This window comes from Alteromonas sp. D210916BOD_24, from assembly GCF_047159385.1.
Classification (GTDB): domain Bacteria; phylum Pseudomonadota; class Gammaproteobacteria; order Enterobacterales; family Alteromonadaceae; genus Alteromonas.
This window is the reverse complement of the sequence record NZ_AP038333.1, coordinates 1,411,759-1,435,020: the sequence shown is the minus strand read 5'-3', so window position 1 is coordinate 1,435,020 and position 23,262 is coordinate 1,411,759. Positions and strand designations below refer to the sequence as shown.

Here is a 23,262-nt window from a genome sequence, read left to right as displayed (position 1 = left end):
TAGCGTTGTCGTTTCTAACAACGCTTTCCTTATTATTAAGATTAGAAATTCCCTCGTAGCGACAATGCATAGCGAATATCGTTGACGTGGTAGGCACTGTAATGATTACCCGGACCGTTCTGGTGCATCTCATTTTTGGTCACCGCGTCGTTAAGGTTGTTGGCTTCGAGTACCACGGAAAAGTTGTCGTTAATACGGTACGTCACCGACCCATCCAGGTAGGCTGTTGCAGCATTATATAAAGGCAATCCATAGGTAATGCCGTTCTCGGTACCGGTAAAACCATTTGCATTGGTGGCAATCAGGAACTCGTCACGCCAGTTGTATGCAAGACGTGCAGAGAATGGCCCTTTTTCGTACATTAGAACAAAATTGACCGCGTTTTCAGATAATCCTCTAAACGGCATAGCGCCGTAGCCAGAGCCGTCTGTGTCGGTGGGGCTGGCGCTAGGATCGGCATCTATCTCACTGTCGATATAGGTATAATTGACCTGAACCCCGAACCCATCAAATGGCGACGGCAGTGAAGAGAAGAAGTGATTTAGGGATAGCTCCACCCCTTGAATATCGGCGTCAGCACTGCTCACCGGCCAACTGGCGTTATAGGTAAACCCGCCAAATTCAGCTTGTGATACCTGCGGTACCTGATAGCCAGAGATATCTTTGCTAAATAACGCGACATACGCAGAACTGTCTTCGGCGTAATACCACTCTAATGAAACATCAAACTGGTTTGACTCCATTGGATCAAGATAAGGGTTTTGCGTGGAATCCAGTGTTAATACATAATCTTCTATTTTGGGTGGGTTGCCCGCGTTTTGACTGGCTTCACCATCACTGGTCAAGTTCGCATTGAGAATGATATTGGCCCCTAAGTCAGCAAAATTAGGGCGAGCCATGGCTTTTGCCGCCGCAAAGCGCAGTAACAGGTCATCGGTAAGCTGAACTTTTACATTTAAGCTTGGCAACCAGTTGCTGTAATCGTGTTCTGCATTTAACGGCGTATATGCACCATCACCGAATAGCGGATTGTTGGCATATTGCAAGAAGCCGTGTGCCGTATTTTGTGTTTTCACGTAGCGCACGCCCACGTTTCCTGATATCGGTTTACCTAACGCATCGGTATAAAAGTCTAACATCACGTAGGCAGCTGCGGTTTTCTCTGACTGGTCATTGTTGTATTGATCAGCATTGAGATCACGTTGATTCCAGTATGCCCAGGACGACCAGTCTGCATATACAAACTGATCTTGTAAGGCTTGAAAACTCTCAGGATAATTAAACGCAAAACTGGCTTTAGGCGCATAAACGTTAGCCGGTGGGGGCACGTCTCCACCAAAGAAATTTTCAAATTTATTTAAATTGAGATCGTCGATATCAGGAATGATATTGTCCTGCCCTTCAACTATGGCGGCTTGCAGCCAATTAGGGGCTAAGGGACTCCAGTTGTAACCCGTATCAGCGTTGTCTGAATTCGTAGTGGAATAGCGCGCGCCAAATTTCACCGCTTCGAAAAAGCTGTCTTCGATGAAATATTGCACGTCAACGTCAACAGCCGTCATGTCAGCTTCACGATCATACTGGTTGTCCATGATGAAGCTCCAGACATAGTTGTCAGCATTTCCCAAATACGCTGCATCAGAGGTGACGGTAGGTAAGCTGCCCGTTAAATCCACATCGATGTAAGGCACACTCACCTGTGTCGCGACTGTATTGTCTAACCCTTTGGCACTTGAGGTGACGCGCTGTAGTGAACTTTCGAGAGTAAATGATTCACTGGTGTAGCGATAACGAAGAGCGATATCTTGGGTTTTAGCCTGTTGCGTGGATGATCTTACGTCTGCTCCCATAGGAACGCCGCCATCTTGCACTAAGCGGCCTTTTTCAAGTACACCGCTGCTACTAAACTGTGCACCACTTTCCACCTGTACTCCATAGGGCCAGTTATCCACAAATATGGCGTCTTCGTTCCAGCGCATATCGTAGTCACTGGAGAAATAGGTTAGCGTAAACTCGCTGTTGACTTGGGGGGCGTATTGCACCGCCGCATAGGCGCCATTTCTTTCGCGGTTGAAATACATGGTGCGCCAATCAGCCCCTCTGGGCACATACACTGTAGTACCTTCATAACCGGCAATATCATCGCGATAGAAAAATGGCCGTACATACATTGAGTCGTTACGGGTAGACAGTTCAGAATGGGCTATATCAAAAAGCAGCCCGATTTTTCCCGCGGAAGTGTCCCAGTTATTGGAATATAAGAATGAATACGCGGGCTTGGTTTCTTTAATCACATCACCGTAGTTTGCACTGACATCAAAGGAGATTTGCTGGTCATCCTGATGAAAAGGCAAGCGAGTCTCCAAATCAATCGTACCAGCCAGTCCCCCTTCAATCTGATCAGCAGAGGGACTTTTATATACATTGACTGCGCTGAGAAGCTCAGGTGGCACATCGCCAAAGCTCAGTGTTCTGCCGCCGTCTGCACTGAACGTACCACGACCATTTAATTCAGAGCGCACCTGCGTTAAACCACGCACGATAACCCCGTTACCTTCCACTGAAAAATGCTCAGGATCACCCAGTGACATGTAGCGATCAATGGCAACACCCGCTACCCGTTGCAAGGTTTCTGTAACACTGCGATCGGGAAGTGCGCCAATGTCATCGGCACTTATCCCGTCCATAATTTTGTTCGCATTCATTTTGGTTGCTTGCGCCGAAATCACACTGGCTCGCATACCTTTCACTTCAATGACTTCTAGCTCTTCTTCATCCTCGTCAGCACTAGTGGCCTGTGCGAGCACGTTCATTGATGTCATTAAGCCTAGGGACAATAGAATACTGGTAGCTAGTCTTGCTGTTTTGAACTGATAAAGTCCTGAATAGGTAGTTTTCATAGTTAAAGTCCATATTGCGTTATGTGATGCCACTCTCGATATTCGTGGCTATTGTTTTTGATCAGCAACAATTACGGCATACTCTTGATTTGCTGAAGTATTAAAGCTAATCGCGGTGTCATCTATCTTTTGATGTGGCACAAGGGCATTGTTTTGTGTCACCACTACCACATTGTTAAACCCGTTGTTTCTTACCCTCACCACGCCACCGCTATGGGATGTAATCACCGCTTTGGTTAAACGATGCGCATTCCAATTCATACTGATTTCAAAATTACCCCGTCCCCGAAGACCGCTAACCTGTCCACTAGCCCATTTATTTGGCAAAGCGGGCAACAAATGAAGTTCATCGAGATGACTTTGTACGAGCATTTCTGCCACACCTGCAGTAGCCCCGAAATTTCCGTCTATCTGAAAAGGCGGATGGGTACTCCACAGGTTACTTAACGTGCTATCGCGCAATTGATGCTGTAGTAATCGAAGTGCGCGATCACCGTCATGCAATCGCGCCCAAAAGTTAATTTTCCACGCCCGACTCCATCCGGTTCCGGCGTCTCCGCGTGCATTAAGTGTTGTTTTAGCTGCTTGGGCTAGCGCTGGCGTGCTCCTTACATCAATGGTGTCGCCGGGGTGAAGCGCAAAAAGGTGGGAAACGTGCCGGTGTTTATCGTCTTTATCGTCTAAATCCTCACGCCATTCCTGCAACTGCCCCCACTGGCCAATGACAAGCCCGGGTTCAAGTTGAGCGAGCACTTTAGTGATTTGTGTGGCGAAAACATCATCACCAATCTCTCTAGCCACATGCTTGGTTTTTTCAAAAAGTGCATACACGATTTGCTGGGACATGGCTGCCCCATTCGTGAAGTCCCCGTGTTCAGGCGAGTAGCTTGGTGAAACAAAAAAAGACTGATTGTCGTGAGACAACACTAAATTATCTAACCAAAACTGGCTGGATAGTTTGAGTAAAGGATAAACGTGCTCTTTTAAAAAACGGGGATCCTGACTAAACGTATAGCCATCGTAAAATTGCAAAGCCAGCCATGCCGCAGCTTCTGGCTGCCAGAATGCAGTAGGCCATTCAATTAATCCTATCGACCCCCATGGATTACTGTTTAAAAACACCACCCATCCTCGTGAACCAAATAACCGACTTGCCGCGAGTTGCCCTGGGATCATCAGGTTTTCTATGTATTGGTAAAAAGGCGTTAAGGTTTCAGGCAAATTGGTGCTGTTGGCCAGCCAGTAATTCATCTGCAAATTAATATTTAAGTGATAATCTGCACTCCACGGCGCTTCTATGTCTTTATTCCAAATCCCTTGTAGGTTGGCGGGTAATGCGCCGTCACGAGACGATGCAATCAGTAAATAACGTCCGTACAGAAAGTAAAGTGCTTCTATTGCCCTATTAAGTGATGGGTTTGTTGATGGATAGGCTGCAAGGGCGTTTTCCATATCCTCAACCTGTGTCCCCCCCAAATTAAGTGAAACGCGTTGAAACAGGCGTTGATAATCATCAACATGCCTTTGGTAAAGGGTCGGATAGTCCAGTTGTGTGGTATGCGCTAACTGGGATTTCGCCTTTTTAAGCGCACTCTCTCCACGATAGGTGGGATGGTTTAGGGCGTAATTGGTCGCGCCAGTGAATATTAGTTGTACACTGTCTGCATCAGTAACGCTGAAGTGCCCCGACTCATTCAAGTGCGTCTTACCACCCACCGCAGTTACCTGTAAGCCCGCCGCAAACTGCAGGCCATTGTTATTAAGCTTACCGTCAAAAAGCGCCGTGTTTTGCGCAGATAAAGTAACTGTAGCACTGCGGTTTTCTGGAAAGGTAACGTGCCCTGAAACAGTCACTTTTTCAGGCTTATCCGATGTCAGTTTGATCACTAAACTGTTATCGGGATAACTGACAAAATAGGTTCTGGAGTAATTGACATCATCAACACGGTAACTAACCGAAGCGGTAGCTGTATTGAGATTTAATATTCTTTGGTAGTCTTGATAGAACTGATGTGCCTTAGGCCAATTTAAAATAAGATCGCCAAAGCTTTGATAACTGCCGTAACCAGTTTGCTTGTGACCCAGTTTTGATGCTACGTGTTCTGCCGATAACGCTGGTGTATGGGTCAACTGCGCTTGAATGGTATTTAGATTGGTAGTAAAACGTTGATAGTCTGAAGGAAAACCGAAATTGTACCCTTCAATACTTCCCGGTCCACCTGTCCACAAAGATTTTTCATTAATTTGAATAGTATCGCTTTCTACACCGCCCAATACGGTAGCACCCATTACCCCATTCCCTAGTGGCAGTGATTGGGACTCCCAGTCTATTCCAGGTGAGTGATATTTTAGTAACAGCGGGTTATCGGTATGTTTCAGCGCTTCTGTCGCAAATAGAGAGGTTGAGGACAACACCGTGGTAAGCGCCATACAATAAACGTAAAACAGTGAAGTGCGCCGTAACCTAGCTAACGACGCTCTCATTACCTTTTCTGATAATGAAATTATGTTTTTTAACGTTAGAGCGATTTCCGCATTGCGCACACACCACACCCACTTGGGAAAATCACCTGTTTGTTGTACCACCACCGTCAGCATTCAAAACACTCATTGTTTAATTTTTGTTAACGGTTAAGAGACTAGAGATACAAGGATTAAGTAGGTATCGAAATACGCAAAAAAACTAGCAATGTGCAAAAAAGAGAAGATAAAACGACAAAAAGTATAAGACTAAAACTAACCTTAGACACTGTATTTTCAAAGCATTGCGTAAACATTGAGGCGCATTGACGAATCACCACGAGTCTGTTTATATAACCCAATTCCTATTAGCTAATTTATACGTATTTAATACTTTTTATGTTTGGCTACCGCAAGAAAGTTATATATTCGTTAACAGCGTTTGTCATTTATAGCGTTGTATTGTCCACTATTGCCTACGACCTGACTTTCTTAGAAACGCCCTTATTACCGAGAGCGGCTGAACACAATAAGCTTAAATGGATGAGTCTGACTTACGATGACTCCGCCGAGGGTGGCGAGTCTTTGATCAATGTTATAGACGATGGGTTTAGTTATACCCTGAGCATGCTTTTGAAGGAGAAAAAGGAATTCCCTTTTGCCATGGGCGAAATGGTTTTTCTTAATGAAAGTGGTCAGCAGCAGGCTGTGGATTTAAGCATGTTTGACTCATTGTCATTTATGGCGAAGTGTTCCTCCGATAATACCTTAACCTTTTCCTTATTCACCTTAGATGAAAACGCCAGCAGACAGGGCGATGCGCGTTCTGACAGAATATCCACCCGCTATTTTCACTGTAATACGCAATGGCAGAGTTTTGACATTGATATCACGCGTCTCGATACGCCAGAGTGGTGGTATAAATGGTACGATCAAGCACTCAGCGAACAAGAATACAGCCTGTCACGAGTGAAAAAGATTTCATTTGGCAGCTCTATTCAAAGCCCTGTAAACGTGCAATCCACAATCAGTATTCGCGCTATTGTGTTTAATGGCAAAGACTGGGTTTATTTATATGTGTTTTGTGCACTTTGGCTACTCAGCGGTGCTTTATTGTTGGTGTGGTTACTCAAAGCCCATAATAGTTATTTGATGACCAAGATTAAGGATACCTTGAACAAAGAGCGTCCTATCATTGCATACCAGCAATTGTCGATAGAAAGTCACAGGGATAAGGACAAAGCCGCGATACTTAAATGTTTGGCCACGGATTACGCAAATTCAGAATTAAATCTTGAGTATATCGTGCATAAGCTCGGAATAAATAGAAACAAAATCAACGACATATTGAAAACTGAGTGTGGCTATACGTTTTCTACGTATCTAAATAAATTGCGACTCAATGAAGCGGCGCGACTTTTGTCAGAAAATCAGGATGCCAACGTATCTGAAATTGCCTATTCAGTGGGCTACAAAAATGTACCTTATTTCAACAAGCTGTTTAAAAACGAATACGGATGCAGCCCCACCTTGTTTCAACACGGTAATCCTTCAGCCGTTTACCACACCAAAACCGCCTCTTAGCAACGCACTATGTCGTGCTAAGCATTTTGTTGTGTAGTTATGTTTAATGATTGTCTACAACAGACCAATTCATTTTATCTGCTATAACAGCACTGAGTTTAGCGGCATTTTTTACGTGCTGATCTATACGAGGGTGAGCACCATAACCAGAAAATTCAAAGATGACCGTGGTAACCCTTGCTTTGTCTTGTGGATTGTCTGGTGAGGACTGAATAGCAGAAACCGCATTGGCGATATAGTTGGGCCACACCATACTTTGCGACGCGTCCATGCTGCCGATAGCACAAATAAATTGAGCATTGGGGTGATGTAGCATTAATTTTCGTACAAAGGCTTCATATGCACGCTCGATGTCATCCGGTGTTGCTTCAAGACGCTTTTCATTCTCAATTAGCCAACGGTCGTTTTGCCCTAAATTCACCACCACCACGTCGGGTTGCCAGCTATCAAAATTCCATGCCGAATTGTTATTACTGTGCGCCGTCAACTGGTCGTAATAGTCAAGCATAGTGAAGTCAAACCAACTTACCATAAAACCAATGCCACTTTTTGCTATGGAGTGAAACTCTGCGTTAAGACGCCGTGCAGTGATCGCGGCATAAGATAAATAATGATTTTTTTCAGACGCTTTATTGTCAGGGTCGTTATGAGCGGCTTCATTGCCCATTCCAACTGTAATTGAATCACCGTAAAACATAATTTTTCTAATCGGTGCCTGTTGTGGCGCTAAAAGTTGGCTGTTTTCACTGATAGCTGCACCGTGAAAATAAGTGCCCCCCTCCGCACCTTCGGTACGTTTAAACAGGGTTATATGTGATGTATCGCTAGTTATAGCGTGACTTAAATCATAGCGATGCGTACCCTGCTTTGCATGGAGCACATAGGGATACCTGTCGTCGCCGTTAAATATAACGTTAAAGTAGTTTTCACCCGTTTTATCTTCCAACACAATCGCCAGTTGCTTTCCTGTGAAAGAAAAATTCACACTGGTTCCCGGCCAAGTCAAAAATGCCTGTTCACCGTCGTGTAAAACTCGACCTGAATAGCGAAATTTAACGTTATTTGCAGAAATAAACTGCTCAGCAAGCAAGGTCTGGCTACTAAACAAAACGATAAACGTAGCCAACCGCCAAGGCCTTGCCATGGATGATATTAACAACGAAGTAAGCATAAATTTAATCACCATAGTTGAGTATATTGGCTTGGTGCTGTTGATCTTTGCGGTGCGTTTTTGCTGCCGTTTGTGTGCCATTTAGACAAGGCAGGTGTTTGCAGGTCTAGGGGTCTAAATCAAAAGCACCTAACGCAGTATAAATGACTCACAAGCGCTGAATGTTAACACAATCAATACCTCAACAGGCTTAAGGTATGATAAGCGTAATAATTCCACCAACGCTATTATGAGAATTAATTTTACTGTTATTTAACTGACTTCCAAGTCACTGTGATTGATTTTGCAGTAATCTAGTGTGAAACAAATGCAAGGCACGCTAATTGGTTAGTCAACCAACCTGACTGAATAGGTCAATTTGCAATCGACGTACTTAAGCATTTTGTTCACCACATTTGGTACGCTGACTTCCTGCTCACTTCGAGTAGTGTCTGCCTGAACTAAGATATCACAATCTTCGTATCGAATTTGCTGACGTATAAAGTAGTCGTTAAGCTGATCAAATAAGTCTTCACGCAAAGGTATTAAACCAACAAAACGCTCACTCGCATCGTCTTTATAAAAACTGGCACCAGGTATTTCCCGCTTGAGGGTATACGCCTGCATCATATCGAGTGCCAACAGGCGAAAGTTAACTGTGGTATTCATGGCCTAAAATCTCAATCACTTACGGCTGAGTGTTAGTTGTCAAGAAATCTTGGGGTAAAACCAGAGGCTTAGGTCGATAAGGAGAAAGATTTTGAGCGATTTCTTTCCACTGACGGATAAAAGTATCAATACATTGGAAATTCAAATTAGCAAAATCAGTAAACAAGTAATCCCACCAACAGATACTTTTTAATTCTATTATCTGTTCTTCTGTAAATCGATACTTAATGACTTGTGCTGGATTTCCCCCCACAATAGCAAAATCTGGCACCGATTTGGTGACCACGGAATTGGCTGCTACTACTGCACCATTCCCTATAACAACTCCCATAGATAAAGTGACATTTTGACCTATCCAAACATCGTTCTTTATAACGGGGAAAGGTTTATAGCCATTTATGGGAAAACTGGGTTGTTTAGGCATTTGCATGTCAGCATCTGCACACGCGGATACCACAGCTGGAGATTGCGTTCGCCATGTAAAATGTGAAGTGGAGACATTAGCAATTGGGTGGTGGCTATCTAACACTTTTAATCCTTCCCCAATACTACAATACCTTCCCACACAGAGTTTCTCTGGCAGTGCAGAGTGCGAATAAGACATCGCCCCTATAGAACAGAGCCCTGATGACTGACCTGCTCCTTTCGAACCTTGGTACACTCCTTGATAAATCGCAGCATAGGGTTCAATTTCTATCGAGCTTCTAAAAGTTAATCTTGAATCTAATTTAATCCAACCAATAGAGTCATCTCTTTTACTTATTTCAGACTGGGTATGTGGCGGTGCAGCTAAAAAACGAAGTTGTTTAAAACGTTCTATATGCGCTTTTGTTATTGTTACTACTGTCAATGTACCCTCTACTCGAACGCGAGTGATTCAAAATAATTCCTCTTACAATTATTAAGATTTCACCCAAATCTTCTGATTAACTTCAACTATATCACACTATAAGAAATAGCGTGGCCGCCGTCGCCGCCCCCATAGTGAGGTTAAACTGCTTTCTACGTGCAGGAGAACTTAACCACAGCCTTATTTTGGCCCCCGCAATGGCCCAAACCGACACACATGGGAATCCTATCAGGGAAAATGCCAGTACTATCGCTACTCCTGACGTTACATACTGTTCACCTGGCATTGAAAATGTCCCTACGCTCGCTAAAGCCATCATCCACGCTTTAGGGTTAATCAATTGAAATAGTGCCCCTTCCCACCATTTAAATGGACCTCTTGAAGAGGAATTACGCGCCTCTAATTCATGAGTAGGTGCTGTAGCAATTTTAAATGCTAACCACAATAAATAGGCAATACCGAGTACTTTTAGCACACTGTACAAGATGGGAAACAGCGTAAACAAGGCACCTAGTCCCATAAGTGTCCCTATCATTAATCCCGCCACCCCCACGACAATACCAATGATATGAGGAAGAGTGCGTAGATAGCCGTATTGTGCCCCAGAGGCAAGTAGCATAAGGTTGTTAGGCCCAGGCGTAACAGTGCTGATAAAGGCAAACGTTGCTAATGCAATCAGTAAAGAAGCGTCCATAGTTGTCCCTGCAATATAAATAATCGATAGCTGTACTAATACAGCCATTACCGCCGCAAGACGGTTCAATTAACACAATACACTTCTACACCTGTATTAATCAGGCTCAAAAACAATTAAAAATAACCATACAGATCGGATAAACATCACTGTGTATGGTAAAAATCAACCAAAACTGTATGGGTATAAATTAGAATGTTATGAGTTATAGTATAACTGTAAGGTCGACAACGAAAGGTTCAATATAACATGACCCTATATGCCAGTCTTGCTAATGGGCTTAGAGAACAAATCACATTAGGCGTCTTCAATGCGGGTGATAAGTTGCCTTCCGTGCGTCAGCTTGCCCGAGAACACGGCGTCAGCCTCGCTACAGTTCAAGAAGCCTATCGCGTTTTAGAAACGCAGCGATATGCGCAGGCCAAACCCAAGTCCGGCTATTTTGTGCCATTGCAACTGCCCTGTGAAAACACGCCGAAGATGACCAAGCCTCCCCAACGCCCGATGGATGTCTCACAATGGGAAGACGTGCTAAACATGCTGTTGAACACGTTTTCTAAAGAGAGTGAAACGCCAACGGTATGCCAATTTCAGCATGCCATGCCGAACATGACAGCTAAAACACTCAAGCCATTGTCTAAGCGGTTACACGAACTGACTAAAAACAGAGCATTAGATGGCATGCTTTATGGCGATGTTAAAGGGGATGCGAGTTTGCGAAAGCAACTAAGCCGATTAACAGCAGCTTCTGGCTGTCAGCTGTATCCTGATGAGTTCATTGTGACTTCTGGATGTCAGGAAGCATTATCGGTTTGCTTACGTGCCATTGCTAAAGCTGGTGATGTTATCGCGGTTGAATCACCAGGTTTTTATGGTGCCATGCAAGCGATAAAAGGGGCCAACATGAAAGCGTTAGAAATTCCGACCGATTCTGAATCGGGGTTAAGTCTGGAAGCGCTTAAACTGGCTTTGGATCAGTGGCCTATTAAAGCCATTTTGGTCGCGCCAACGGTTAACAATCCCCAGGGGTTTGTGATGCCAGTTGAGAAGAAAAAAGCGCTTTATGAACTTGCCAGGGAATACGATATCGCCATTATTGAAGATGACATTTACGGCGATATTGCCTATTCCTACCCTCGCCCAAAAACTATAAAATCCTTTGACGAAGATGGGCGGGTTTTACTTTGTTCTTCGTTTTCGAAAACCTTAGCACCGGGCTTTAGGGTAGGCTGGATTGCTCCCGGGGCATTTCGAAATAAAGTCATGCACGTGAAATACGTAAGCAGTTCGATGTGCGCCACCTTTCCCCAACTTGCCATAGCCAGTTTCATTGAACAAGGTGGCTACGATAAGCATATTCGTGCCATGCGCCAACAATACCGGTTAGCCAGGGATACCCTTCGTGCAGATATAAAACGATACTTCCCCGAAGGTACCGCGGTGAGTATGCCCGAAGGGGGCTATGTGTTGTGGGTAGAGTTACCACCTCAATACGATTGTGTAAAACTAACGGAAGAAGCCAGAAAACATGGAATTTATCTGGCGCCTGGCCAACTTTTCTCAGCCACAGGGAAATACCGTAATTGCATGCGCTTTAACTTTATCGATAGTACCCAAGACATCCGTGCCACATCTATTGCACGACTTGCTGAGCTGATACGTGCTCAACCTCTTTAAATGACGTAAACTCTGTCGCGGTGTGTTCAGTGTTGGGAATCGGTCAATACAGCATTTACTTTTAACTGCAATTGCTCTTTAAGCACGTCAGCGCGCGCTTCCAACTCTATTCTATCAATTTTCCCTTGTTGATAAGTTATTTCTAAACCTAAAAGCTGTTTAATTTGATTAAGCATATCTATATACAAAATCGCATTATAATTTTGCGTCCGTTTAATGTTGATCAAATATTCATTTAAGTCATTCAACGTCGTACCTGACAAATTGGTACTCACCATATTTTGAGCAAGAAAAATATCGAGATACGCGGGATAAGGCGGTGTGTTTTGCTGAAAAAACAGTTTCTTATCATACTCATTCGGCGGTAAGCTTTGATAATATTCCACAATTTGAACACTGTATTGGTGACATTGTTCGACAGAGGAAATTGCTGAAGTCAGTAGTTTAATGACGTCCTGCTTTTCATTTTGTTTAGCTTCATAGTCTGAAATTACAATAGCCAGTAGCACCCCTATAAGGGTTGCAAGTAAGGTAAGGAAAAAGTTGATTCCCGTAGGATAACGTTCAACTATACGCGTAAAAGCAGGCACAAATGTGACTACACCGAGTAGACTAAAAATCGCAAGGAATATTAAGTAAGTCATTAACAATAAATCATTTATTTTTCTGGCTAATTTACCACAATGTCTTATCGGTTTAACATCTCGGATCTACTTATACTTTCAAACTTCGTTTATAACCAATTTACTAGCTTGTAACTGAACCTACGCTCGCGGTAGTTTGGCTTGATCCATATCAACGCACTTTTATCTACATTCATTCACACTTAGGCTATTGAAACCACTTTGTGAAATTGAGTATGCTTACCCTTGTAAACAACACCAATTCAAACGATGAAATTAAGCCTGAGGCACATGGTTTATATCGGCTTAGTGTCAAACCATCGACCCAGCTCGCGGTAGAATCCAAACCGGTATTCGGCGCAAACATCACTTTTCATAGTAGCGTTTTACAACACGCCAGCTTTATCGCCACTCCCGATAATATTATCGGCTGGATAGATCACGGCGGTTTGTCTTATTTTTCAGTACATCAAAACACTCACCAAGAAGGCAACGTTCCCCTTTCCATTGAACTTCCGTCACAGTTTCTCAAGGTTGATAATGGGATATTACGGGTCACCTCTCCCACCAGAATCTATCTAATTGCCAAAAATCCAATGGAAATTCACAAACACGGGTTATGTTTTTTTAGCCCTGTATAATAATCGGGTCAATTATTACCTTGGTATTGATGCTACTTCTGCATAATGAGATATGGCTTCTGATAACCCTGAGAAGCGTCGGTCTATCCGCTTGACCATTTCTGCAAACGTCGTTGAATTAGCAATGATTAAACATCCTTCTCTGGCACGAGTCAGGCCGGTGTACACCAACCCCCGATGGAATAAACCTGCGGCTTTCTCCGTTTCAGGGCGAGGCAACAATAACACCACATGCTCAAACTCTGAGCCCTGTGATTTGTGAATGGTCATGGCGTAGACCGTTTCAAATTGTGGGATACGAGACAGTGAAATACGTCGCAATTGTCCCTCTTTCTCTTCAAACCACGCGTACAACTTCCCTTCGTGATCGGGCCAAATTATGCCCACTTCACCGTTTGAAAGACGCAGAGGGTGGTGATTTTTAACAATCATGATGGGTTGCCCTTGATAAAACTGCCCTTCCCGACGACGTATTTTTTGTTTTATGGCGTTGAACACCAACCCGTTTAAGCTTTCAACGCCGAATGCTCCCTGGCGCACTGGTGTTAGCCATCGCACTTTATTTAGTTGTGCAAATGCTTCATCGACACTGCCAGCGTCGAATATAGAACCATAGCTTAATTTGGCTAACTGTAATAACTGCGACGTACTGACATTATTCTCATCCCAACGCTTTACCCCTGTGGTCAGTGCAGTTTCAGTCTGCTTTTCACCAGCGCTCGCAATTGCTTCCTGTGACATTGCCTTAAACGCAGAATCAACATTGCCCTGTTGAATTGCCGTTGCGACGTTGGCGACTTGCCCTTTAAATCGCTGCGGAGCCTGAAGGGTAGACACCCAGGATTTTGCTCGCTCATTCGCGGGTAGCAATGGGAGATGCGGGCACAAAGTGGCGACATGCTGGCGCATATTGGCTGGCACAGCACCTAACATCGACGGCCTTTCTGTACCCAAACTGTGCGGGCTATCTTCATCATCGTCCACCAGTTGTTCCAACACATTCCCCAGTTCTACTGCCGGCAACTGATCAGCATCACCTATAAAATAGAGTCGCGCATGCTCAGGCAACGCGCGCGTAATACGGGTCATCAGCGCCAAGTCCACCATACTGGCTTCATCCACTATCAATACATCTAAATCTAACGGATTTTGACGGTTATATCGGGTCGTGACAGAATATTCTCGCAGTCCTAATAAGCGATGGATAGTGACAGCCTGCGTGGGCACGCGGTCTAATACACTATCGTCGACGGCACCCCGTAAGCCTTCAATATTGCTTAAAATAGACTCTGTCATGCGTTGTTGTGCTTTGCCTGTAGGCGCCGCAAGGACAATATTCAAATTGTCATCACAGGCCTGAAGTGCAAGTAGAAGCCGTAAAACCGTATAGGTTTTTCCGGTACCCGGCCCGCCGTTAATCACGCTAAAACGCTGCACTAAGCTTTTCGCCACTGCGACTTGCTGCCAATCTGGTAGTTCAGCGGTATCGGTGGGGAAAATACGCGGCCAAAGCGCCTTAAGCTTTTCGGTAGCACTACTTGTAAGGGGTTCAAAGGTGGTTCGTTTGACTATGTTTTGCGCGACCTCTTGCTCAAACTCGTAATAACGACGACTGTAAAGTTTGCCGTTGTGGTATACAAATAGTGCTGCCACTACGTCATTTTCTAAGGCTTTTTTTACAATTTTAAGTAAAGGGGTCAGCGGCGGAAACACGATACCTTCCAGAACCATGTTTGTTTTCAAGGGGTCGAGTTCGCCGATATCTGTGCTTTCTACGTGATCTGCACATTGTGAGCCATGCTTGGCCTTATCGGCTGAGCCTCCATTGAAACAGTGCGAACTGGCAATATGCGGCAGGTGTAAACAACTGTGGCCATTTCTCTGCATGAATGACAGATACGCCAGTACGCCCGCCCAGATTACGGCTTCTTCGTTGGTCAGTTCATCCAGTGGTGAAAATTCTTGTGCGATACATTTATCAATGACTTCAATTTCAGCGAAGGTTTCCAGTGTTTGTGCAACTAACATTTCCTTATTATTCACTGCTTACTCCTGTCCGTCATCAAAGCTAAACTGCTGTTGTACATGCTGTGGACTTTGCTTTTTTTCACTGGTGCCATGCTCAAATATGTGATCTAAACGCGACAATTCCTGGTGAGTAATATCGGTAAAGAATACCCCCTCACCGCTTCGGTTTTGTGGATGCATACCACGGAGATAGAGGTAATACACCCCGCCAAAATGTTCTTCGCAGTTATAATCCGCAATGGCATTTTTAAGGTAACGGTGTAACGCTAAGCTATAGATTAAATATTGTAAATCGTATAAATGGTGTTGGTTGTTAAGCATAAGCGCTGCGGGAAGATATACATCGAGTGCATCGCCCAGCCAAGTCGACTTGTAGTCTGCCACGAAATACTTGCCGTCGTGTTCGAAGATAAGATCAATAAAGCCATGCATCATTCCCGCCAAACGCGGAGTCATCAAGTGGGGCACTTCTATAGGTTGGACGTTGAGCCCTTGTGCCACACGACGTCTATGTGCAGTGAGAAGGTCTTTAAGTGGCTCCCATTGACTATCATTCATAGGAAAGTAAAACTGGGCTTCGCGTAGTGTGTGCTTTTCAGACACTTGATTTAGACTCAATGTCATTGTGGGATACAAAGAGGTTTGCAATACTTCATCTAACCAAGCATAAAGCGCAGGAGCACTGGACGCCTCTAGCCCAAAACGCGCAACTAACTCTTTCCCTGAATCCTCCCACTGTGGGTCACAAAAGTCATTGTGTTCTAATAAATCGTGGAGCAAATTACCTGCGCTGGCCCCTTTGGCGAGTCCAAATCGTAAAGCACTGGCATCGGGCGCATCAATAGATTCAAGTGGAAGGCTGTCTGCTGGTTGACTCACTAGCACTGTTGCAGCCTCTACGTTCCCGTTCTCACTGTAAACTTCTTCATCTCTAATGGTTTGCATCACTGCCACGCTCTCGATATCTGCGCGCGTCGCGTTAGGCGTGTTGTCTGGCGCTACCGCAGTCAATCGACTTAAGGCCGAAAACGAATACAAACGCCATTGCTCACTGGCAGTACCTGTAAACTGTAACGCAAATAATTCACCATCATGCTGCTCATGTTGAAAACCCGCATACGTCTGATGATACTCGTCTGCACAGATGTGAGAGCTATGGGCTTCTTCTTCACCAGTAATCTGTTCAAGTATACTTTGCCAGTCATTTTGTTCCTGTTGGTTAAGCCCAAGTGCCCTTGCCAGCGCGCTTTTTTCATTTCCATCAAGGGGCATAATTCCCATATAACAGCGGTGGGCCGCCCGGGTGACTGCTACGTACATCAAGCGCATATCTTCTGCCTCCGCTTCATCGCGAACACGCGATACCGCTTGCTGGGTCTGCCCTAATTGCAGTTGAAGCTGGTGTTTGGCCTCATCGTAATAGGTAAATATATGAGACAGTGACTTGCCATTTCGCGCAGCATCTTTGTACGAGGTAGCAAACGGAATAAACACGATAGGGTATTCCAGTCCCTTTGAGCCATGTTGAGTGATGAGGCGAATTAGCTGGCTGTCACTCTCCAGTCGCAAGGTCAATTCTTCATCACTATCTGGCTGATGTATTTGCTTGCTGAGCCAGTCCAATAGCTGTTCAGGACGTTGATGAGTGATACTCGCCTTTTCCAGGACTTCACCGAGATGTTGGTAGTTGGTTAACGCCCGCTCTACGTCATTACCGCTGGGCTGATAGCTTGACTGCATGAGGTGTAGCAAAACGCTCATACACCCTTTTTGTAGCCACATGTCGCGTAAGCTTAATACCTTTTCATAGGCATTGTCCCACGCGCTATCATTGTCGTGATAGAGCAACTCAACCAAATCATGTGCACTGTATCCCCACAGTGGCGAGGCCAGACTAGACGCCACTTTATTATTATCGTTGGCATGCCAGATGCCGTTGAGCAATCGCAATACATCTTGTGCTTCCGGCGCAGCGAAAAGGTTGCTGCGATCACTTAAGTAAACACATGACAACCCCTGTTGTTTAAGTACGTACTTAATGATGTTGGCTTCGTTTCTGTTCTTCACCAGGATCGCAATATCCTGGGGCCTAACCCCTCTAGTTACTTGATTAGCGCCTTCAAAACGCGCTTCATTTAACAGTCGGTATATTTCCTGCGCTATCCACTGCGACATATCACGGCGCATCGTTGTCGCATCTTGCTTTTCATCTAAGCGCAAACTGACATAATTCATTGCACTTCGATCACTATGGGAGTCTATTAATGGGGCTTTAGCTGCTGCCGCTTTTGCAGTAAATTCAACGGGAAAGTAATGAATATTAAAGCCAAACACATCGGTAGGGGTGTTCGATGATACAGGGGCTCCGTAGAACAGGCGGTTATATGCTTTAACCATCCCTTCAACTGAGCGCCAGTTAGTATTCATTACCCAACGGTGATCTGCTTGTCGTCCGGCTTTGAGGTAAGTAAAAATATCCCCCCCACGAAACCGATAAATGGCTTGCTTAGGATCGCCGATCATTAATAACGCCGTATTGGATGATGGCGATAGTGTACTTACCTCGTTATTCTCTTCAGAAAGGGCGACCGAAGGTGATGCCTTGGGATATACCGCATCTAATATTGCGTACTGGTTGGCATCGGTATCTTGAAACTCATCGATAAGGGCAACAGGGAATTTCTTGCGAAGCTCATGAGCAAGGGTGTTGCCCGGTTTCACTACCTCATTGGCAAGCATGCAAATGAGATCGTCAAAATCGATAATACCCCGCTGTTTTTTCTGCTTGGCGACACTGTCTTTAATAAAGTGAATTGCGTCGTTAATCAGCGTAAAGACTGGAATTTGAGCAAAGGCTGCATCCCTTTCAATGGCTGCACTATCTATGGCCTTTGACAACGCTTTGATAGGACTCAGCACCTCTTTGACGCCAGCAGTATTGCGTGCATAGCGCCGCCCATCGAGAAAGGCTAACGCCAATGATGGCGCCTCCTGATAACGCTGTGTATTGGCACACTCATTTAACCAGGCTTTAAGTGCAGCTAATTCCTGAGGTCGTTCTTTTTTATGCGCTGGTGTTTTGATGAGTTGCTCTGTCAATAAGCCTTCATTCACCTCGATATTTTGCAGTAGCGTGTCGAAGCAACTGATATGTGTATCTGGATTGTTGAGTAGGGTCTGATTGAATGCCGCCTCTATCGCAGCTTCATCCAATAAGATAGGCGCAAGAGGACTTCGAATGGTGCTGTAAAATTCTGATAACAAACGCTCTGGAACGTGCCAGGACGACTGGGCAAGCAACAAAAAATCCGCTTCATTCTGACTCACTTTGCGAATAAAGTCTTCTGCAGCTTGTAAGTAAAGGTCACTGGTATCTGTACTCAAGTTCAGTGACATGGCAAAACCGCTGTTAAAGGCCAGTTGCCCAATGACATGCTGACAAAAACCGTGAATAGTAAACACCGATGCATCGTCAAGTTCCAGTTGCGCTGCTTGCAATAGCGCAATGCTCTCATTCAAATCGGTATGGAGAAACAGATGCCTATATACCGGATCACTGTCACTCGGCAGCCCATCACCACTATCTTTGGCCTGCTGCCAGAGCTGAAGTGCCTCGCGCAGTGTTTTAGCTATTCGCCCTTTAATCTCTTCGGTAGCCGCTTTGGTAAAGGTCATGACCAAGATATCTTTTACCGTCAGCTTTTTCTCTAACAACAAACGCAAATACAAGCGCGTAATATTAAAGGTTTTACCTGTACCGGCGCTCGCTTCTATAAGGTGCCGACCTACAAGAGGCATATTTGCTACATCAAGTAGATTAGGTGTGTGCAAATTTTGGTCACGCGATGCCATTGTATTTACCGTCATAGTTTTTCCTCCACCGAGGCATTGGCCACCATAGCGAATAACACGAAGCCCTCAACAGACGGTAAATCATGCCAGGTGACTGGCTGTGGGAACAGCCAGTTAAGGTAAGGGTTATTTGCCATATCGGCACTAAAAGGCCCAGACGATTGCTGCCAATTTCTGATTACCCGCTCAGCATCATACCCAGCCAATAACTTTTTTATTTTATGTATTATTGCTAACCCCTCTTCTGAGGCCACATCGTCTTCTACGAGATGCAAACCACTAAGCAACTGTGGTTTCTGTGTTGTCTGAGTTGTTGCTTGATTGCTCGTTACCCGCTGATATTCAATCATCCCACTGAGTATGTCATGGAAACATTCAGGCTTTATCTGCGCGACTATTTCGGCACTGTCCGATTTGCGTTTCCCCGGTATGAGATCTTCGAAGAGACTGCGATAAAGCGGCGTTGGCGCAGTATAGATGGTCAGATACAAGCGTTCGATAAACAAAAGCAGTTGACGGGCAGTCTTTGGATCAAAAGGGTCATAGCGACGTTTTAATAATGTCGTTTCGCCTTTCTCCCAGTCACAGTAAAAAATATCCAGTGGATAATCACGGTAATGAGTCTCATGGTCACTACTGGAGAACACGAGTTGGGTGATAAAATAGCTCAATGCCCTGACATCATTAATTTTCCCTGCGCACAATTGCACCAGTGCCTCGCTGGTTTCAAATGCACTGGCGGTAAATGTGAGATAGTGACCGGTAAAGCTAGCGGTTTTGGGCTCTGCATCATGGGGGCCCATTGCCTGATTTAACGCAAGTGCGCCTTCTTTCCACATGGCAAGTTCTTCTTTCGCCACCGGGTTATTGGGAATATCACCGCGCAGCGCGGCGAATTCAATCACCTGTTCACTATAAGAAGTACTATTGCTTCCTACCTCAGCGGCATTGCGCTCAGGGGATGAGAAAATGGCATCTAAAACCTGATAGCGGATAAGTGCATTGGTTTCAAAAGGCTCACTGTTTTCCAACAAGGTAAACGATTGCGACAAGTTAACCCCTAAGCGCTGAACGGCAAAGTATTCAAGGGGATCTTTAAACGCTCTTGCAATTTGCATTGGAGTCAGACGCAAATCGCTATCTGCTCCCGTTTCAGAATCATTTGAATGCAGGTCTAACAAAGGCAATGAATGTGCAGTTTCAGTGTCTGTCGTACTTGCTGTACTATCTTTATCTTTATCTTTACCTTTATCGTTGTCATGTTGAACAACCTTCCTGGCACGTTGCAGAGCATCAGCCAATCGCAGCCAACCGGTTTCATAACTTGGCAATGTACCGTTAAAACTTCCTTCGCTAAATGGGTGCAAGGGGGCTTGTTTCAGGTAATCCTCTACATTTACCTCGTAGCCTAGCAACAACATATCGAGAAATTCAGCAAGGACGAGGCTGGGCTGACGCTCGCTATTGTTGCTCACATCATTTCCTTGATAACTCAGATACAAGCTTTCGCGGGTTGAAATTATTGCCTCTAAAAATAAGTATCGGTCCTCTAAACGCCTTGAACGATCTCCGATACGACGCGCAGCATTGGCCATTAAATCCAACCCCAGAGGGGTTGATTTTCGGGGAAATTCACTGTCGTTAAGACCCAGAATACACACTTTTTTAAAGGGAATACTTCGCATGGGTAACATGGAACACACAGTAACCTGTCCCGTCATAAAATGGTTACCCGCATCGGGGGAAGAAAAACGATTGAGCAATAGCTCTCTGACCTGACGTAAACTCAATGGGTGCTCATAGTTCGCTTCTTCGCATCGGGCAGCTAAATCTGCCGCCACTTTAGCAATGAGTTCCCAACTGTGCTCTTGCTCCCGAGTGGGCATAAAACACGCATCGCGAAGCTCAAGTAAATCTTTTGCCCACTCAGAAGGCGAGCGGGGTGTCGTCAACGCGTTAGCAAATCGCCCTAATAACGCAACGATCTCTACCAGTTTTCCTAAGGTTACCGCACTTTGGCCCTCTACATCTGGAATGGTCAGCATACCGTCAATGATCATTTCATTGTCACAGGCAAGCATACCCATCAATAACCGGCGTAACCCCCACCACCAACTGTAGGTGTCATCGTGCGCGACGCCTTCTGATACTGCTAACTTATGTTGTCTGTTTAAACCCCAGTGAATATGTGCTTGCTTTAGCCACTCGGTCATTTGGTCTAAATCACCTTGGGCAATCGCAAAGCGCTTTTGCACAGTGTCCAGTTGCAGATAATCCATAATATCTGCAACACCAAAACGGCTATCGGGAAGTTGTAACAATGCCATATAAGCCGCGATTAATGGCTCAGCATCCATTGGACTGCGATCAGCAATTGAGCACGGTAAACGTGTAGGCCCTGCGCCCACTATCGGTTTGGTACTCACCCGATGAAACACTGCATCGACAAATGGCGCATAATTTTCTATTGCGGGGCACATAATTAAAATATCAGAGGGTGTTCTCGTCTTATCTTGTGACAACCAATGAAGTAAGTGATCATGCAGTACCTGGACTTCCCGCAGCGCAGAGTGAGTGCACATTATTGTTATACTGTCATCGCCTTGTTTACTTGCTCGGGTTAATGTTTCACCTCCCTCTTTGTCGACTGGCGCTGGTTGAATACCTTGCAAAATGTCGTCGTGAATATAATTGAGAAGTGAGGGACATTCCCCTGAACCTGTTAATGGCTGCGCGTCGTCGCGATGAAACGCTGGGGCGTCAAAAGCACTTATTTCAAATGTATCAAGTTCAGTCAGTAAATTGAAAAGCTCTCGACCTTGCTTACCCAAATTGCCCAGAAGTGGGTTTGACTGTTCTTGCTGCATCCACTTTTCAAGGCCTTCACTGCGAAGCGCTTTAGCCTGCTCACTGTTGCTTTTGGCATCACCCCAATAGTTAACACTGGGGTTTAAGTGAAAAATATGTATATCAATGTGATGGGCTAAGGCGTCGAAAAAGCCAATAAGTTGGGGAGCCATGGTGTTTATGGCAAACACCACAACACGTTCAGGGAGCGTGTTTGGCACCACACCTGACGCTAACGCTTCAAGGGTGAGTTGGTGAAGTCTGGCAGGATGCAAAGGCTGTTCGCTGACTAAGCGGCGCCAGATTTCACTTTGCCACCCTTCCATATCATCAAACACTACACGTTCATTTCTTTCCCACGCAAACAGCCAATCCGGACGATATAACAAATACTGTTCATACACATCAGCTAGCGCGGTAGCTAGCTGCAAACGCTTTACCCCTTGCTCTTGCTCGCTACCTGCTCCACGCCAGTACTTGTTTACTTGTTCAAATGCACTGCCTTTCATCCATTCCTGATCGTTAAGAATATTATCAATCCGCCAGGTTAACACTTCGCGTCGATAGGACGATTGTTTGGGCACTTTGTCTTCCCCAAGTACCGCTCTTGCCGTATTCCACATAAAGCGCACTGGCAAAGGGAAGTCTATATTCATTGCTATGCCCTGCTCCCGTGCCAATTGCATACTCACCCAATGCTGCATACCAGGACTTTCCACCAGCACAGTTTCAGGTGTAAACACCCCTGTAGGCTGCTGTTTTAATAATGTGGTAAGTAGAAAACTTAAGTGTTCTAGTTTGTTTGAAGGGTATAACGCAAGCAATCGAAAATCCTTTATAGAACGAGCTTTTAGGAACGATATACAGTGTATCGAAAAGGACGAGGTTAAAAAGTACTTTTTACGTATTTTTGCAGTAGTACATTACCCGAGAGGTACAGTAAAACCAGTGAGAAGAGAATAAAAAAACCCATACAGACCTCAGGACACGAAAAATCTGTATGGGTAAGGTTTACGGTCTACTCAGTAACAACGAGAATAAGCGTTGCCTGGCACTTATTCACGTTAGCGTTACTCAGTAGCACTGTTAACCCTTTTTATTCTGCATGTTGAGTGCCAACTTTTTAAGACATAAAAATCAACAACTTAAATACAACCTCGCCACTACACGTTTGCGGCATGGCGATAAGGTGGTGCAAGTGCACCACAACAAAGCACCCGACACATACTTCGCCGCATTCTGCTTTGCATTTCATAAAAACTATTTTGCTATTAGCAGTTTCGAGGC

Annotated in this window: 13 protein-coding genes; 3 read left to right on the top strand and 10 right to left on the bottom strand. The window is 44.9% G+C overall.

The genetic code is table 11. From position 1 onward, the window contains the following. Positions 1–41: 41 nt before the first annotated feature. Both ACMCM8_RS06220 and ACMCM8_RS06215 read right to left on the bottom strand, forming a co-directional pair. Complete coding sequence (locus tag ACMCM8_RS06220; protein ID WP_412726535.1) at positions 42–2,900, bottom strand: TonB-dependent receptor; 2,859 nt, start codon at positions 2,898–2,900, stop codon at positions 42–44. A gap of 48 nt (positions 2,901–2,948) precedes the next feature. Continuing rightward, entirely contained in the window at positions 2,949–5,330 is a 2,382-nt protein-coding gene (locus ACMCM8_RS06215; protein ID WP_412726532.1) for a glycoside hydrolase family 95 protein, read from the bottom strand. Between the two features lie 492 nt (positions 5,331–5,822). On the opposite strand from ACMCM8_RS06215, the gene ACMCM8_RS06210 reads away from it, so the two are divergent. Beyond that, positions 5,823–6,944, top strand: coding sequence for a helix-turn-helix domain-containing protein (locus ACMCM8_RS06210; protein ID WP_412726530.1), 1,122 nt, complete (start codon positions 5,823–5,825; stop codon positions 6,942–6,944). 43 nt (positions 6,945–6,987) lie between these two features. Here the strand turns inward: ACMCM8_RS06210 and ACMCM8_RS06205 are convergent, their stop codons facing one another. The 4 genes from ACMCM8_RS06205 to ACMCM8_RS06190 form a co-directional block, all read right to left on the bottom strand. After that, the gene (locus ACMCM8_RS06205) at positions 6,988–8,115 is read right to left on the bottom strand and encodes a GDSL-type esterase/lipase family protein (RefSeq protein WP_412726528.1); all 1,128 of its coding nucleotides are present in this window, start codon (positions 8,113–8,115) and stop codon (positions 6,988–6,990) included. Positions 8,116–8,442: 327 nt separating this feature from the next. After that, a complete protein-coding gene (locus ACMCM8_RS06200; RefSeq protein WP_412726526.1) occupies positions 8,443–8,763 on the bottom strand; it encodes a hypothetical protein in 321 nt (106 codons plus the stop codon). A 19-nt stretch (positions 8,764–8,782) separates the two neighbouring features. Beyond that, complete coding sequence (locus ACMCM8_RS06195) at positions 8,783–9,613, bottom strand: CatB-related O-acetyltransferase (protein WP_412726524.1); 831 nt, start codon at positions 9,611–9,613, stop codon at positions 8,783–8,785. Positions 9,614–9,704: 91 nt separating this feature from the next. Continuing rightward, complete coding sequence (locus tag ACMCM8_RS06190; RefSeq protein WP_412726522.1) at positions 9,705–10,355, bottom strand: LysE family translocator; 651 nt, start codon at positions 10,353–10,355, stop codon at positions 9,705–9,707. 201 nt (positions 10,356–10,556) lie between these two features. Between ACMCM8_RS06190 and ACMCM8_RS06185 the strand changes: the two genes are divergently transcribed. Next, positions 10,557–11,984: a PLP-dependent aminotransferase family protein gene (locus tag ACMCM8_RS06185; RefSeq protein ID WP_412726520.1), complete on the top strand. Its 1,428-nt coding sequence runs from the start codon at positions 10,557–10,559 to the stop codon at positions 11,982–11,984. 26 nt (positions 11,985–12,010) lie between these two features. On the opposite strand, the gene ACMCM8_RS06180 is transcribed toward ACMCM8_RS06185, so the two are convergent. After that, the gene (locus ACMCM8_RS06180) at positions 12,011–12,628 is read right to left on the bottom strand and encodes a hypothetical protein (protein WP_412726518.1); all 618 of its coding nucleotides are present in this window, start codon (positions 12,626–12,628) and stop codon (positions 12,011–12,013) included. 215 nt (positions 12,629–12,843) lie between these two features. On the opposite strand from ACMCM8_RS06180, the gene ACMCM8_RS06175 reads away from it, so the two are divergent. Then, positions 12,844–13,248 carry a hypothetical protein gene (locus ACMCM8_RS06175; protein ID WP_412726516.1) on the top strand — a complete coding sequence of 135 codons (405 nt, stop codon included), beginning with the start codon at positions 12,844–12,846 and terminating at the stop codon, positions 13,246–13,248. Positions 13,249–13,263: 15 nt separating this feature from the next. Here the strand turns inward: ACMCM8_RS06175 and recD are convergent, their stop codons facing one another. Genes recD through recC form a run of 3 tightly spaced genes read right to left on the bottom strand, consistent with a single transcriptional unit; the run spans position 13,264 to position 22,799 of the window. Next, positions 13,264–15,291, bottom strand: a complete 2,028-nt coding sequence (gene recD, locus ACMCM8_RS06170; RefSeq protein WP_412726514.1) for an exodeoxyribonuclease V subunit alpha — start codon at positions 15,289–15,291, stop codon at positions 13,264–13,266. A gap of 3 nt (positions 15,292–15,294) precedes the next feature. Continuing rightward, positions 15,295–19,143 carry an exodeoxyribonuclease V subunit beta gene (gene recB / locus ACMCM8_RS06165; protein WP_412726512.1) on the bottom strand — a complete coding sequence of 1,283 codons (3,849 nt, stop codon included), beginning with the start codon at positions 19,141–19,143 and terminating at the stop codon, positions 15,295–15,297. Continuing rightward, positions 19,140–22,799 (bottom strand): exodeoxyribonuclease V subunit gamma, encoded by a 3,660-nt coding sequence (gene recC, locus ACMCM8_RS06160; protein WP_412726510.1) that lies wholly within the window; start codon positions 22,797–22,799, stop codon positions 19,140–19,142. Before recC ends, recB begins: the two co-directional genes overlap by 4 nt. Between the last annotated feature and the right edge of the window lie 463 nt (positions 22,800–23,262).